This is a genomic window from Maribacter sp. (assembly GCF_039974175.1).
In the GTDB taxonomy this organism is placed as follows: Bacteria; Bacteroidota; Bacteroidia; order Flavobacteriales; family Flavobacteriaceae; genus Maribacter_C.
Genome location: NZ_JBDWJN010000010.1, coordinates 403948 through 419028 on the forward strand (window position 1 = coordinate 403948; position 15081 = coordinate 419028).

Annotated in this window: 17 protein-coding genes; 9 read left to right on the plus strand and 8 right to left on the minus strand. The window is 39.8% G+C overall.

Going from position 1 to position 15081, the window contains the following annotated elements:
• Nucleotides 1-107 precede the first annotated feature (107 nt).
• The 4 genes from dapF (at nucleotide 108) to ABJN95_RS10840 (ending at nucleotide 3233) form a co-directional block, all read left to right on the plus strand.
• A complete protein-coding gene (gene dapF / locus ABJN95_RS10825) occupies nucleotides 108-881 on the plus strand; it encodes a diaminopimelate epimerase (protein WP_348370416.1) in 774 nt (257 codons plus the stop codon).
• Nucleotides 875-1399 carry a GNAT family protein gene (locus ABJN95_RS10830; RefSeq protein ID WP_348370417.1) on the plus strand — a complete coding sequence of 175 codons (525 nt, stop codon included), beginning with the start codon at nucleotides 875-877 and terminating at the stop codon, nucleotides 1397-1399. Before dapF ends, ABJN95_RS10830 begins: the two co-directional genes overlap by 7 nt.
• Nucleotides 1399-2445 (plus strand): endolytic transglycosylase MltG, encoded by a 1047-nt coding sequence (mltG, locus tag ABJN95_RS10835; RefSeq protein WP_348370418.1) that lies wholly within the window; start codon nucleotides 1399-1401, stop codon nucleotides 2443-2445. Before ABJN95_RS10830 ends, mltG begins: the two co-directional genes overlap by 1 nt.
• A gap of 149 nt (nucleotides 2446-2594) precedes the next feature.
• A complete protein-coding gene (locus ABJN95_RS10840; RefSeq protein ID WP_348370419.1) occupies nucleotides 2595-3233 on the plus strand; it encodes a hypothetical protein in 639 nt (212 codons plus the stop codon).
• A gap of 153 nt (nucleotides 3234-3386) precedes the next feature.
• On the opposite strand, the gene ABJN95_RS10845 is transcribed toward ABJN95_RS10840, so the two are convergent.
• From ABJN95_RS10845 to dnaA, 3 genes are read right to left on the minus strand one after another with little or no spacing between them, the layout of a single operon-like run.
• A complete protein-coding gene (locus tag ABJN95_RS10845) occupies nucleotides 3387-4109 on the minus strand; it encodes an SAM-dependent methyltransferase (protein ID WP_348370420.1) in 723 nt (240 codons plus the stop codon).
• 4 nt (nucleotides 4110-4113) lie between these two features.
• Nucleotides 4114-4569, minus strand: coding sequence for a low molecular weight protein-tyrosine-phosphatase (locus ABJN95_RS10850; RefSeq protein WP_348371723.1), 456 nt, complete (start codon nucleotides 4567-4569; stop codon nucleotides 4114-4116).
• A gap of 9 nt (nucleotides 4570-4578) precedes the next feature.
• Nucleotides 4579-6003, minus strand: a complete 1425-nt coding sequence (gene dnaA / locus ABJN95_RS10855) for a chromosomal replication initiator protein DnaA (protein WP_348370421.1) — start codon at nucleotides 6001-6003, stop codon at nucleotides 4579-4581.
• A gap of 208 nt (nucleotides 6004-6211) precedes the next feature.
• Here dnaA and ABJN95_RS10860 point away from each other — a divergent pair, with 208 nt between their 5' ends.
• Nucleotides 6212-6619, plus strand: a complete 408-nt coding sequence (locus tag ABJN95_RS10860) for a thioesterase family protein (protein WP_348370422.1) — start codon at nucleotides 6212-6214, stop codon at nucleotides 6617-6619.
• On the opposite strand, the gene ABJN95_RS10865 is transcribed toward ABJN95_RS10860, so the two are convergent.
• Genes ABJN95_RS10865 through ribD form a run of 4 tightly spaced genes read right to left on the minus strand, consistent with a single transcriptional unit; the run spans nucleotide 6620 to nucleotide 9782 of the window.
• Nucleotides 6620-7177: a YigZ family protein gene (locus tag ABJN95_RS10865; RefSeq protein WP_348370423.1), complete on the minus strand. Its 558-nt coding sequence runs from the start codon at nucleotides 7175-7177 to the stop codon at nucleotides 6620-6622.
• 56 nt (nucleotides 7178-7233) lie between these two features.
• On the minus strand, nucleotides 7234-8097 hold the full coding sequence (locus ABJN95_RS10870; RefSeq protein ID WP_348370424.1) for a DMT family transporter: 864 nt from the start codon (nucleotides 8095-8097) through the stop codon (nucleotides 7234-7236).
• 1 nt (nucleotide 8098) lies between these two features.
• Nucleotides 8099-8704 (minus strand): HAD family phosphatase, encoded by a 606-nt coding sequence (locus ABJN95_RS10875; RefSeq protein WP_348370425.1) that lies wholly within the window; start codon nucleotides 8702-8704, stop codon nucleotides 8099-8101.
• Nucleotides 8697-9782, minus strand: coding sequence for a bifunctional diaminohydroxyphosphoribosylaminopyrimidine deaminase/5-amino-6-(5-phosphoribosylamino)uracil reductase RibD (gene ribD / locus ABJN95_RS10880; RefSeq protein ID WP_348370426.1), 1086 nt, complete (start codon nucleotides 9780-9782; stop codon nucleotides 8697-8699). Before ribD ends, ABJN95_RS10875 begins: the two co-directional genes overlap by 8 nt.
• Before the next feature lie 117 nt (nucleotides 9783-9899).
• Between ribD and prmC the strand changes: the two genes are divergently transcribed.
• From prmC to ABJN95_RS10900, 4 genes are read left to right on the plus strand one after another with little or no spacing between them, the layout of a single operon-like run.
• A complete protein-coding gene (gene prmC / locus ABJN95_RS10885; RefSeq protein WP_348370427.1) occupies nucleotides 9900-10784 on the plus strand; it encodes a peptide chain release factor N(5)-glutamine methyltransferase in 885 nt (294 codons plus the stop codon).
• A gap of 26 nt (nucleotides 10785-10810) precedes the next feature.
• Nucleotides 10811-11392 carry a TIGR00730 family Rossman fold protein gene (locus ABJN95_RS10890; protein WP_348370428.1) on the plus strand — a complete coding sequence of 194 codons (582 nt, stop codon included), beginning with the start codon at nucleotides 10811-10813 and terminating at the stop codon, nucleotides 11390-11392.
• Between the two features lie 16 nt (nucleotides 11393-11408).
• Complete coding sequence (gene ligA / locus ABJN95_RS10895) at nucleotides 11409-13406, plus strand: NAD-dependent DNA ligase LigA (protein ID WP_348370429.1); 1998 nt, start codon at nucleotides 11409-11411, stop codon at nucleotides 13404-13406.
• Between the two features lie 14 nt (nucleotides 13407-13420).
• Nucleotides 13421-14593, plus strand: a complete 1173-nt coding sequence (locus ABJN95_RS10900; protein WP_348370430.1) for a DUF3095 family protein — start codon at nucleotides 13421-13423, stop codon at nucleotides 14591-14593.
• 88 nt (nucleotides 14594-14681) lie between these two features.
• Here the strand turns inward: ABJN95_RS10900 and ABJN95_RS10905 are convergent, their stop codons facing one another.
• Entirely contained in the window at nucleotides 14682-15014 is a 333-nt protein-coding gene (locus tag ABJN95_RS10905; RefSeq protein WP_348370431.1) for a hypothetical protein, read from the minus strand.
• Nucleotides 15015-15081 lie beyond the last annotated feature (67 nt).

Consider the following 15081-nt stretch of genomic DNA (forward strand, 5'->3'; position numbering starts at 1 on the left):
ACAGCTCAAAAATATAAAAAAGCGTTTGCTATTTTAAGCCTTTAACGACTTTTTAACTGCTAAAAAAACCTTAAGAATATTATATCTTTACCATCGATTACGAACTTATGAAGATTACATTTTTTAAATACCAAGGAACGGGTAACGACTTCGTACTCATTGATAATCGTGAGCTCATTTTTCCGAAGAACAATAGCGAACTGGTTGCCTCACTATGTGACCGCAAGTTTGGCATAGGTGCAGATGGACTCATTTTGTTGGAAAATGATGCTGAGTTGGACTTCAATATGATTTATTATAATTCTGATGGTAACATCAGCACGATGTGTGGCAATGGCGGAAGATGTTTGGTAGCCTTCGCTCAATTTCTTGGAATAATAGAAGGGGAGTGCGTGTTCAATGCTATCGATGGAAAACATTCGGCTTCCATAGCCAATGGAATTGTGAGCCTTCAGATGACCGATGTTTCGGAGGTAAAAGCAAAGCCAAATTCCTTTTTTCTCGATACAGGATCTCCGCATCACGTGCAGCTTGTAGAAAATTTAGGAGACTTTAATGTGCAAAAGGAAGGGGCTAAACTTCGCTATGGCGTTTATGGCGAATCTGGCAGCAATATCAATTTCGTAGAACAGCAAACCGAGGCTTCATTTGCGGTGCGGACATATGAACGCGGGGTCGAAGATGAAACCTTGTCTTGCGGAACCGGGGTAACTGCCGTAGCAATTGCCATGCATAATGCAGGAAAAACCAATCAAACTGAAATCAATATAGAAACCGAAGGTGGGCCATTGTCGGTGAGTTTTGAATACGATAATGGGTATGAGAATGTTCATTTGGTAGGTCCGGCAAAGCAAGTTTTTAAAGGAGAAATAAAATGCTGAGTCTAAAAGGGGAACAAGTCTACTTAAGGGCTCTTGAGCCTGAAGACCTTAATTTTCTTTATGAACTTGAGAATGACACCGCTATTTGGGAAATTAGTGGAACGTCAACACCTTATTCAAAGCATGTATTGCAATTGTATTTAGATAATGCCCATCGTGATATCTATGACGTTAAACAGTTGCGGTTGTGTATTTGCACGTTGGAGGATCAGGTAGTGGGACTCATTGACTTGTTCGACTTCGATCCTAAAAATAATAGGGCGGGTTTGGGTATTGTAATTAAAGAATCAAATAAAAGAAACCAAGGAATTGGAAATGAATCGATTAAGTTGCTTCTTGAGTATGGTTTTACAAGCCTAAATCTTCACCAGGTTTTTGCTAATGTGGCGGAAGATAATGCAGCAAGTATTCACCTTTTTAAAAAGCTGGGTTTCGAACAGGTGGGGATTAAAAATGACTGGATTTTTGTAAATGGGAGTTATAAAAATGAGATTTTATTCCAAAAAATAAAGATGTAATGTATATCAAAAGAATTTTGCTAATTATCGTATTGGTGGGCTTGGTTGTAGGTGGCATATTTGCATACACGGTCTATAGCGCGATTTTTGACCCTAATACGACTTTTAACAATGATGAAGCCACACTATATATTCGTTCCGATGATAGTTTTGAGGATGTAAAAAACGCGCTTGAGCCCTTGTTGGAAGACATGACTACTTTTGTTCAAGTTGCTGATAGAAAAGGGTATTCTACCAATGTTAAGCCTGGTAAATATGTTATTCGCAGGGGAATGAACAACAACGATATCGTGAATTCGCTACGCAGTAGTAATAATATTCCAGTGACGGTGGCATTCAATAACCAGGAGACCATTGCAAGTCTCGCCGGCAGGATTGCCGCGCAAATAGAACCTGATAGTTTAACGCTGCTGAAGGCATTTCAAGATGTGGAATTTCTAAAAGAGAATGCCTTTGATGCAGATACAAAGTTGGCCATGTACATTCCGAATAGCTACGAATTCTTTTGGAATACCTCGGCAACCAAATTCAGGGATCGCATGTTAACAGAATACAGACGATTTTGGACTGAAGATCGTCAGGCTAAAGCAAAAGCACTGAATCTTGACCCTACTGAGGTGATTTCCTTAGCCGCCATTGTTCACAAAGAGACCGCGAAAGTAGATGAAAGGCCCCGTGTGGCTGGGTTATATCTAAATAGAATACGCAGAGGTATGCTGCTTCAGGCAGATCCAACCGTAATTTATGCCCTAAAAAAACATCAAAACAACTTCGACCTGGTCATAAAAAGAGTACTCTACAAAGACCTAGAACTCGACTCTCCTTATAATACCTATAAATACAAGGGAGTTCCTCCCGGACCCATAACAATGCCCGATATATCGGCAATTGATGCGGTTTTAAATGCTGAAAAGCACGATTATATCTATATGGTTGCCAATGTAGATAACTTTGGGTACCACAAATTTGCCAAAACTGGGGCACAGCACAACCAAAATAAGGTGCAATACGTCAGGTGGATTAATCAGCAAAATATCAATAGATAGGTATCTTATCTAAGATTTAGGGCTTCTTAACTAAATTTAGGCTTTTTTAACAAAGCCTTGTTAATGATGTGCTAAAACTGACTCTATCTTTGTCTTTTGAAATCTAAGCTGACGTTTTAATCGTAAGTCTTAGGAGAAAATAGATGATTATGAGAAAGTGGATGCGTTTTACGAGTCCCCTTATCATTACCTTTATTTTATTGAGTTTTGCATTTATGCCTAAAGAGGTAAAAGTGCCTGAAGCTCTTAAAGTAACAGAACCTACTGAAGTTTTGTTTCCCAAAGACAGAACTGTTTTTAGTACTGCTATTGTTGCGCCCCCTTTTTTAGGGAGCTCTTATATTGGTTTCAAGGAGGCTTTGGCCTTTAAAGAATCGCAAGGAAATTACTTCTCTATTAATACCTTAGGGTATTTGGGGAAATATCAGTTTGGAATAGGTACCCTTCAACTTATGGGGGTATATGATGCTACTAGTTTTTTAAACGACCCAGCATTACAGGAGCACGTATTTCAAACGAACATAGCCCGTAACAAGTGGATTTTAAGAAGAGATATCGCAAGATTCGAAGGTAAAAGAATCAAAGGTATAGAGGTCACAGAATCGGGTATGCTTGCTGCTGCACATTTGGCTGGAGCAGGAAACGTGAAAAAATACTTGCGCTCTTACGGACAGTACGATGTTAAAGATGCTTACGGAACGAGTATTGCTAAGTATATGACTAAATTTTCCGGTTACGACGTTTCTAATGTCTCTCCAAAGAGGAATCCGAAAGTTTCGAAGATATAAAAGTACTATATATATATGAAGATGGTAGGCCTCAGCGGAAACGCTGAGGCTTATTTTTTACTCCTATTCGAAAGCAATTTTCAATTCTGAAGCTCCAAGCACTTTACGTTTACTAAGGTACCAATGGTATCGTCTCAGGAGCTTGGTGAGTGTTTAACCTTGAATAATAAATATGGCGGGCCTTTTGTTCAAGTTAACGGCTGTCTTTTTCCAATCTGCTACCGTTTTGGTAGCAATGTATTCGGTAGACAAGGTGATATCGCATGCCACGCAAAGGTGGGTTTGATTGGAAAGTGTTTTGAGCATTTCAGCCAAAAGCTTATCATTTCTATAAGGAGTTTCAATACAAATCTGAGATTGATTTTGATCTGTGGAAACTTTCTCCATCTGTTTTATCGCTTTCTTTCGATCTGCCGAATCGATGGGCAGGTATCCCTTAAAAGCAAAATTTTGGCCATTCATACCGCTTGCCATCAATGCCAGTAGAATAGCAGAGGGGCCGACCAATGGCACCACCTTTATACCTTTCTCGTGAGCAATTTTGACAACATCAGCCCCAGGATCGGCTATTCCGGGACAGCCAGCTTCGGATAGAATGCCTATATCATGACCTTCTAAACAAGGTTGTAAAAACTCAGGAATCGATTGTGGCTCGGTGTATTTGTTCAATACTTCAATATGAAGGCTGTGTTGTGACTTGCCAGAGCTAATTTTTTTGATAGACTTTCGGGCAGACTTTTCGTTTTCTACAATGTAGTAGTCGATGTTTTCTATGGCCCTTTTTATAGAAATGGGTAATACCTCAAGGGGCTCGTTTTCGCCCAAGGTTGTAGGAATTAAATAGAGTTTACCTTTTATATTTGTTTCATTCGCCATACCGCTATTTTGCATTCAATTTTTGTGCAATGATCTCGCAGGCATTGTCTATGAGGTGAAAGACCGATTCGAAGCCATCCTCGCCACCATAATACGGGTCGGGTACCTCTTGCAAATTAGAATTCAATTCGCTCAACAGAAGTTTTACTTTCATCTGCTCTGATTGATTGCGTGATTTGGCAATTACATGCTCATAATTACTCTTGTCCATCACATAAATAATATCGAAGTCGGCAAAATCTTGAGTATCGAATTTCCGGCAGCGTTGATGAGAAATATCGAGTCCGTATTTTCGTGCAACTGCAATACTTCTTTGGTCAGGTTGACTACCAATGTGATAACCTCCGGTTCCTGCAGAATCTACAAGAATCTTTTGCGGGTCAACTTTGGTTTGCAGAATGCCTTCGGCTAAGGGCGACCTACAGATATTTCCGAGGCAAACCATTAAAACCTTAGTCATCATGAGTGCTTAGGAGAATTTTTTTGTAAGATCTTCAATATACTTGCGGAATTGTTTGTCTGTTTCCGCAAGATTGTCAACGGTCTTACAGGCATGTAACACTGTTGCGTGGTCTCTTTTTCCTATTTGAGAACCGATGCTCGCCAACGATGCCTTTGTAAATTTTTTAGCAAAGAACATTGCCAATTGACGTGCTTGTACAATATGTCGTTTTCTGGTTTTAGATTGCAGGGTAGCCACATCCATTTCGAAATAGTCTGAGACCACTTTTTGAATGTAATCGATAGAAACTTCGCGTTTGGTATTCTTTACGAATTTCTCTACTACCTGTTGTGCAAGTTCTAAAGTAACTTCCTTCTTGTTAAAAGAAGATTGCGCAATAAGTGAGATGATAGCACCTTCTAGCTCGCGAATGTTGGTCTTGATGTGTTTGGCTACATATTCAATAATGTCATCTGGCATTTCAACACCATCGCGATACAATTTATTCTTTAAAATGGAGATTCTTGTTTCGTAATCTGGATTTTGCAATTCTGCTGATAACCCCCATTTGAATCGCGATAATAAGCGTTGTTCAATATCTTGCATATCAACAGGTGCCTTATCAGAAGTCAAGATAACTTGCTTTCCGTTTTGGTGTAAGTGGTTGAAAATATGGAAGAATACATCTTGGGTTCCTGATTTGCCAGATAGGAATTGCACATCATCAATAATCAAGACATCAATTAACTGATAGAAATGAATGAAATCATTTCGTGTGTTTTTCTTTACCGATTCAATATACTGTTGCGTAAACTTCTCGGCGGAAATATAAAGAACGGTTCTTTCAGGATACTTATCTTTTATCTCCACACCAATGGCATGTGCCAAATGGGTTTTTCCTAAGCCGACGCCTCCAAATACCAAAAGCGGATTGAAAGAGGTGCCACCAGGTTTGTTCGCTACAGCCATTCCTGCCGAACGGGCTAAACGATTGGAATCTCCTTCTAAGAAATTGTCAAAATTATAATTCGGATTTAATTGAGATTCGATTTTTACATTTCGAATGCCAGGAATAACGAAAGGGTTTCGCAATTCAGGATTCTTTGACTTAATTGGGACATCCATTTCTTGGGGAACTAAATTGCCTCTGTTGGAACTCGGAATCTTTTCAGTAAAAGGTTCCTTGTTGCCATAGGTGTTTTCCATACGGATAATATAGACCAACTTTGCCGTTTCACCTAATTCTTTGGTAAGGGCTACCTTAAGCAATTTTACATAATGCTCCTCGAGCCACTCGTAGAAAAATTTGCTAGGTACTTGAATGCTTAATGCATTGTCGGAGAGTTTGATTGGTTTGATAGGTTCGAACCATGTTTTGAATGCCTGCGGTTGGATATTATCTTTGATAAACGCCAAACAATTGTTCCAAACGGAATTAGCAGTTACACTCATTCTAAAACTTCTCTTATTTGTTGGTTAGTGATTCTTTAAGTAGGTTGAAAATTTGGTCGGAGCAAACCGCGTTTTCTAGTTGAGCAAATATGTGAACAAAAAAGCTAAAAAAAAAATGAAAAGGTATTGAATTTCCGCTTTTTTTTTCTCATGTTCGACCCTCGCATTTGGCTATCTTCTAAATGTATCATTTTTTACCTGATAAAGCATGAATTTTAACGAAATTTCTTTTCGAGTCAGATATGGAGAAACTGACCAGATGGGTGTGGTGTATCACGGCAATTATGCTCAGTACATGGAAATGGGCAGAGTAGAGTGGCTCCGAGAAATGGGAATTTCGTACAAAAAAATGGAAGAAAATGGTATCATGTTGCCGGTTATTTCTTTGCATGTTGATTATAAGAAACCTGCCCTATATGATGACCTTATAACGGTGCGTACAATTCTCAAAAAAACCCCCGCTGTAAAAATTGAATTTGACTTCGAAATTTACAACGAAGCAAGAGAAATTTTGGTAGAAGCAACTGTGATTCTTGCGTTTATGGATATGGAGAGAAATAGACCAGTTCGCTGCCCGCAATATCTTCTAGATACGATCGCTAAAAGTCAGCTTTGATTACGAAACCTTTTTAACCGCAACGGTATAAAGTGCATCAAATGCACCTTCAAAATTCTCTGATTCGCTTTTCCGCACCGATACGATTAAGGTACAACCCGTCAACATCTGTTGTGAGATAATCTCGCATTTCCGTTGCTTTAGAACGCGCATCACTTTATTCATTTCTGGGTACCCAAAGGATAGTTCAAAGGTATCTTCGATACGTTTTTCTATAATGGTTGCTACTTCCAAAGCCATTTTCGCCCCTTCGCGATAAGCAGTTATGAGTCCGCCCACCCCTAATTTGGTTCCCCCAAAGATTCGGGCAACAGCTACGATAACATTGGTGAGCTTAAAAGCTTGTATTTGGCCATAAATTGGAAGACCAGCTGAATTGTTAGGTTCGCCATCGTCATTTACCCGATATCGTGGCAGCTCGGTTCCCAATTGCCAAGCATAGCAAACATGCCCTGCTGTATGATACTTCTTTTTTAGCCCTGCAATAATCGGCTTTACCTCATTTTCGTTTTGAATGGGAAAGGCCTGGCCGTAGAACTTACTTTTCTTTTCCTTCAAAAGAATTGGTTCTGAAGGCTTTGAAAGTGTATGGTATGTATCTGAAAACGCATCCATTAAAATAGGGCAACAAGTAGTATACTTACAACAGCTAAAGCAATTCCACCCCAATTCTTACCACTTATTTTTTCCTTAAATAATAGGATGCCCAACAAGGTACAAAACATCACAATGGTAACATTGTTAATGGTAAATATCGATGCACTATTTAAGGAATCGTTTTGTAGGGCGCGTAACAAAAAGTAAATGGAAAAGTAATTGGGAATACCCAAACAAATTCCCCCTAAGATATTTCGCATGTTTATTTTCAAGGGGTTTTTTAAAGATTTTAATAGTATCAATACAATTCCAATAAAAGCGGCAGAACCAAAAACGGTAGCTGAAAATAGGGGTAATTCTTTTGGCGTTATAAATGTTTTTTGAAAATAGCCAAGCGCTGCATCAATAGCTCCTGAACCCATAAAAGTTAAAAACGGCAATAGGAGTGAAGCGGTTTTAAAAGCTGTAGATTGCTCTTTTACCGAAGCAAAATACACCGCTGCTAGGGCTAAAAAAATCCCGAATATTTTAATAACACCGAGTGCTTCTTTATATAGAAAAACGCCTACTAATACTGGTATAACCAAAGACATTTTGGTGGCAACTGAAGCTACGGAAACCCCTAAACGTTGTGCAGTTGCTGCCATTAGATTAAAAACGATGATGAAAAGTAGTCCTAAAGCAAAGGTTCCTAAAAACCAGGGTTTCTTTGGAATTGCTACCATGTTTATTTCCCCAGTATAAAACAAAAGACCAACACTACAGGCCACCACATAATTGGCGATAATCGCATAAAGTGTTTCTACCTTGTAGACTGAAAAAAGTTTAAAAATCACAAAGATCAGACTCGAAAAAAGAATACTTAGCGCGAGGTCGAGCATGCTACAATTTAGATTTTAAATGCGTGATATCTTCAACACCCACTTGAAGATTCCAGCATTTTATACCCAATTTTTTGGCCGCATCGGTATTTTCTTTGGTGTCGTCAATAAAGAAAGTTTCTTTGGCCTTCAGGGCATTTTCCTCTAAAACAAAATGATAGATTTCGGCATTGGGTTTTCTTAACTGAATTTCATGTGACAAATAGAACTGCTCAAATGAATTTCGAAACCGATTAAACTTTTCGATTCCCATTTTTTCTTCCACTTCGTCTATATGTAGGGCATTCGTATTGCTCAATAGAAAAAGACGATGTGAATCTTCCTTCGCCAAGTTTTCAATAAACTCAAGCCTACTGTCAGGAAAATCTAAAAGCATTCCATTCCAAATGCCTTTGATCTCGGTAGATGAGGCTTTGGGGTAAACCTTGGTCAATTGTGCTACAAACTCCTCAGAGGAAATTTTACCGATTTCATAATCCATATTAATCGCTAGTACCTCAGGACTCAAAACCGGATTGCCACCAAAGCGTTCAATTTCTCTATAGATTATGTTTTTATCAAGGTTGATAAAGACATCCCCGAAGTCAAAAATGATGTTCTTAATCATTGCGGTATATTTTAAGGGCATTGACCCCTATTTTTTTTGTTTCAATACTGCTTCTAGAAAGACTAGGCGCTTTTGTTCCTATTTTAAAATAGGTGGTTCCTATGAAGACTCTTGCTTCGTCCCACAATTCCTCATCGATAAAGGTTTGTATTGTTTTAGCCCCTCCTTCGATTAAAACACTGGTCAGCTTATGTTTCCATAGTATACGGCAGATTTGTTGTGCGATATCTTTAGAAAAATCTATAAGTTCGTACTGAATTCCATCAAGGTATTTTGATGTGTCAGCCACTTCGGTCAGCACTAGGCTGGGAATACTTCTGTCTAATACGTACCGATCTTCTTGAATTTTTAAGCTACGGTCTAAAACAATGCGTAACGGATTTTTACCTTCCCAAAGTCGTACGTTCAATTTAGGATTGTCTTCCAATACGGTATTGGTGCCTACCAAAATACCCTGCTCTTGTGATCGCCATTGGTGTACGAGTTGCCTGGCATAGGTGCTAGTAATCCAATAGGGCTCAGCTGCTGTAGCGCGCTTTGCTTTTTCAGGAGCAATAAAACCATCTAAAGTTTCGGCCCATTTTAAGATAATATACGGTCGTTTTTGCTCATGAAAAGTCAAAAAACGTTTGTGATGCTCACGGCATTCCTTTTCCAAGATGCCGGTTAGCACTTTACAGCCAGCATCGGTAAGTTTTTTAATTCCATTTCCCGCCACTTTTTCATGGGGATCTACTAGTCCAATCACTATTTTAGGAATTCCGAATTTAACAATCAAATCTGCGCAGGGAGGTGTTTGGCCAAAATGCGAACAAGGTTCTAAGGTGACGTATAATGTGGCCGCTGTCAACAAGGATGTATCGGCAACAGATTGAATGGCATTTACTTCTGCATGTGGTCCGCCATAGGCGCTGGTATGGCCTTCTCCAATAATTTTGTTCTTATACACTATTACTGCCCCGACTGCCGGATTCGGAGCGGCAGTACCCAAAGCGTTTTGAGCTATTTCAATACATCTTGAAATGTATTTTTCATCTGATGTGAGTCTGTTTTTCTTAGGGTCAGATGTAATTCGCATGGGTATATTATAACTTGAAATCAAATTTTACGCTTGTGCTCATTTCACGTATCTTCACCCAGCAAAAATCGCTTTTTTTCTGCGAACTGCTGCTGCCAACTGAAAACTATTTTAAGAATGCTTTTGCGGGAAATTAAAAACGTCTTTCATGCAGAACTAGATCCGCTTTACGACAAGGAGGAAGTAGACAGTTTCTTTTATCTATTGATCGAGTATTTTCTAGGTCTTGATCGCTTCGTATTGGCCATACAACCTCATCTGATTATTTCCAAGGAAAACGAAGAACCCATGTTCGAAGCGTTAAGCCGCCTCAAATTGAACGAACCCGTTCAACATATTATCGGCAAGACCCATTTTATGGATATGGAATTCGTTGTCAACAAGAATGTACTTATTCCAAGACCAGAAACCGAGGAATTGGTTCGATGGATTGTTGGAGAAGTAGCGGGGCAAGCATTTCAGGCTAAAAGTGGCCCTCTGAAAATATTGGATATTGGTACCGGCAGCGGGTGCATTGCCATTTCGTTGGCCAAGCACATTCCAGAAGCTGAAGTTTTTGCATTGGATGTTTCCGAAGAAGCGCTACAAGTAGCCAAAGAAAATGCGATGGTCAATAAGGTCGAAATCGAACTTGTTAACAGCGATGTGCTTGAGCTAGAATCGCTAGATATCCACTTCGACATCATCGTTTCAAACCCACCGTACGTTCGCGAACTGGAAAAAAACGAAATGCAAAAAAATGTTTTAGAACATGAACCGCACTTGGCTTTGTTTGTCACAAATGAGAATCCCCTTTTATTTTACGAAAGAATTACAGGGTTTGCGCTTAAAAATCTAAAAATAGGAGGTCGGCTTTTTTTTGAAATCAATCAATATTTAGGAAAAGAAACCGAACGCCTTTTGAGAGACCATAATTTTTCTGAAATTGAGGTCCGAAAAGATATGTTTGGTAATGACCGAATGTTGAGAGGTATAAAAGTGCACAAGACCACTGCGTTGTAAGGCGTAGATTAGAACTAAAACAGTATATGAAGAGCATCGTAGTATTTTGTGGTAGCAGCGAGGGAACTAATCATGAATACATTCAGCAAGCATATGTATTGGGTAAAACTATGGCAGAGCAGAATATTAAGCTGGTTTATGGGGGTGCCAAAATCGGAGTGATGGGTGCCCTTGCGAAAGGCGCCTTGGAAGCTGATGGAACCGTAATAGGAGTCATTCCAGACTTTTTGAAAATCCGTGAAGTTTGCCATACGCAATTAACGGAACTAGTCGTAACCCAAGATATGCATGAGCGCAAACTAAAAATGCATGAACTATCAGAAGGCATTATAATGCTACCGGGGGGTTATGGAACCTTGGAGGAATTTTTTGAAATGCTGACATGGGCGCAACTGGGGCTGCATCAATATCCAATAGGAATTTTGAATATCGACGGATTTTATACAGAACTAATGAACATGCTGACAAAAATGGTAGATCAAGGCTTTGTCAAACAAGAAAATTACGAAATGATTTTGGTAGATGAAACCATAGATGGCCTATTGGTACAAATGGAAAGTTATCGCCCCTTGCCAGTGCCGAAATGGATTAAAAAAGAACAGGTTTAGAAATTATAGCTATAATATGAGTGCCGAACAACAAATAGAATCACTAAGAAAAGAACTTAGAGCGCATAATCACAACTATTATGTTCTAGATAATCCTATTATATCTGACTATGAGTTTGATATGAAACTCAAGGAGCTACAAGATTTGGAGGCAAAATACCCAGAATTTCATGATCCAAGCTCGCCAACCTTAAGAGTGGGAGGGATGGTTACTAAAAACTTCGAGACAGTAGCTCATGATCAACGTATGTACTCTCTAGACAATTCTTATTCCAAGGAAGATTTGGAAGATTGGGAAAAACGTATTCAAAGAGGGTTGGGTGATGTCGAGGTGGAGTTTACTTGTGAACTTAAATACGACGGTGCTTCTATCAGCCTAACCTATGAGGATGGCAAATTGGTGAAGGCAGTTACCCGAGGTGATGGCTTACAAGGCGATAATGTAACCACCAATATTAAGACCATTAAATCGGTGCCCTTGCAACTGAGGGGCGATTATCCCGCTAAATTTGATATCCGCGGCGAGATTGTGTTGCCGTTTGAAGGTTTTGCTAAGATGAATGCCGAGCGTATTGCCAATGGCGAAGAACCCTATATGAATCCCAGAAATACGGCTTCCGGTAGCCTGAAACTACAAGATAGCGCCGCCGTCGCCAAGCGCCCCTTAGATTGTCTTTTGTATGGAATAGTTGGTCAAAACACCGGAATTACATCGCAGTGGCAAATGCTAGACAAAGCCCGTGATTGGGGATTTAAAGTTCCGTCGGTTGCTAAATTATGCAAGACCACTGATGAAGTAATGGCATTCGTTGAACACTGGGACATACGCCGGCATAATCTTCCGTATGAAACTGATGGGGTGGTGATTAAGGTAAACAGTTTGCAGCAACAAGATGAACTAGGTCATACCTCAAAATCTCCACGATGGGCGATGGCTTATAAGTTCAAAGCAGAACAGGTTACTACGGTTTTGAATAAGATAACCTACCAGGTAGGGCGCACCGGTGCGATTACTCCTGTCGCTAACCTAGCACCCGTTTTGTTGGCAGGTACCACGGTAAAAAGAGCTTCTTTGCACAATGCAGATCAAATTGCCAAATATGATATACGCGAGGGAGACACGGTTTTTGTCGAAAAAGGAGGAGAGATAATTCCTAAGATCATAGGGGTTGATTTTAGCAAGCGGCCACAAAACTCTGAACCCACAATATATATTAAACATTGCCCAGAATGCCATACTGAGTTGGTACGAACCGACGGAGATGCAAAACACTATTGCACCAATTACTATGGCTGCCCTGTTCAAATTACTGGGCGTATTCAACACTATATTTCGCGCAAGGCTATGGATATAGAAGGAATGGGTAGCGAAACCGTTACCTTACTTTTTCAAGAAGGATTGATTACCAACTATGCCGACCTGTACACGCTTACAAAAGAACAGGTAATGCCATTGGAACGAATGGCGGAGAAGTCAGCTGAGAACTTGGTAAACGGGGTCGCAGCATCTGTTAAGATACCTTTTGAGCGGGTGATGTTTGCACTGGGAATTCGCTTTGTGGGAGAAACAGTTGCCAAAAAGTTAGCCAAGGCGTATAAAAACATTGATGCGCTTATGGCTGCCTCAGAGGAAGAGCTGACGGCTGTTGATGAAATAGGAGAACGCATTGCCCAAAGCGTTGTAGAGTTTTTTCAGAATGAAGCTAATCGTGAAATTATATCGCGCCTAAAAAGTTACGGGGTTCAGTTTGAACTTTCTGCGGAAAAATTGGAAAACCAGACAGAAAAGTTAAAAGGACAAACCTTTGTAGTTTCAGGAGTATTTGAAAAAGTGAGTCGTAACGAGCTTAAAAAACTGATTGAAGACAATGGGGGCAAGGTTGGCTCTTCGGTGTCTTCGAAGACATCTTACTTGGTTGCAGGAGATAAAATGGGGCCTAGTAAGCGTACTAAAGCTGAAGCTCTGGGAATTGAGATTATTTCTGAAGACGATTTTCTCCAATTAATACCATAAATACGAATTGGAACATGTGGCCCCCATCAGACACTAACAACGACTTTTATACTGCACTACCATTGCACAAACACAGTCTGTTGGCGCTTTATTCCGATGATGCTAATTTCACGCCCTTACCCGATGATTGGTATGTCTTAGTAGCGGATGTTAAAAACTCGACTTTGGCAGTTGCCGATAACAAACACAATCTGGTTAACCTTGCCGCTACAGGTTGCATAGTTACCGTTCTGAATAGTCTTAAAGCTACCGGTATAAAAGTACCTTATTTTTTTGGCGGAGATGGCGCAACTTTTTTAATACCCAACGGATATAAAGAACAATTATTGAAGGAGTTGCGTCTTCAACGCGAGCATGTTAAGGCACAATGGAATTTGGAATTGGTAATAGGGTATATGTCTTTGAAGGATATACGCAATGAGGGGTATCATCTAAGAATAGCTAAAAATCAAATAAATGATTTTTTACAAATTCCCGTAGTTCTTGGTACAGGATTGAAGTTTGCCGAAGACCTTATTAAAAGAACTTTTTCACCCTATACTGCTACCCCTTCGCAAATGGAAACCCCTGACCTAAGCGGGCTAGAATGCAGATGGGATAAAATAGCGCCACCAAAATCAGATAATGCGGTAATTTGTCTACTAGTATATTGCGCCGGCGAGATGAAACAACGGCAAGTCTATCATGACGTTTTGGGAGAACTCGACCATATTTTTGGAAATATTGAACAGCGTCAACCGATATCGATTCCGAAATTGAAACTAAACACCACTTTTGAAAAAATAAAAAATGAAATTTTGGCTAGAAGCAGTCGACTCAAGTACAGGCACGTTCTTAAAACCTTGCTTGAGACCTATGCCGGGAAATTGTATTTTAAGTACTCGAGCGCCGGGCGATTGTATTTGAGAATGACCAAAGACTTGTCAGAAACCATAATGCTCGATGGTTTAATTAATACCATAATTTCAGGAACATCAGGCCAAACGGCACAGCTGAAGCACTATCTTGACCAACTGGAATCTGCCAAAACAATAGTTTACGGATTGCATGTGGCTGATTCGTCGGTCATGAGTTGTTATGTAGAAGACCGAAAGAGCAAACACGCTCATTTTGTTGATGGGGCTGAAGGAGGTTATACGAAAGCTGCTGAGATGATGAAGGCTAAGTTTCAGCGTGTTAACGAATAGCCTGGAGCTTGTTAACGTAATGGTTACCGCATGCCGTACTGCAAATGAAGTCAAAGACTAGTCGACAAGCTTTTCTGCAATACTTCGCTTATTCCAAATCAAAAATTCGCAGTTTATAATCGATATTTTCATCTGGTTTAAATAGTGCTATGAAGAACTGTCCTTTAGGTACAAATATGGGCATATTGCCGATCTGCTTTTTACGATTACGATATGCTTGGCGCTGTGAGTGCGAAAAGGGCCAAGTATTTTTCTTAAAATTTTCCAACTTAAGGAAATCCATATTCAAAGCCTGCTTCGAGCTAGTTGCTGGTTCTAAGGGGTAGTTAAAAATAGGGGCATTTGAAGCTGGGCTCTGCCATTGCTGTGCCAATGCCAACGAACCAAAAAGCAACAATAATAGTGCAAAAGCTTTATGCATGATGCGAACCTTTAATTCTAAATTTAATACATATTAGGTGCACTTTCTAAGCTATACCTGCTTTTAA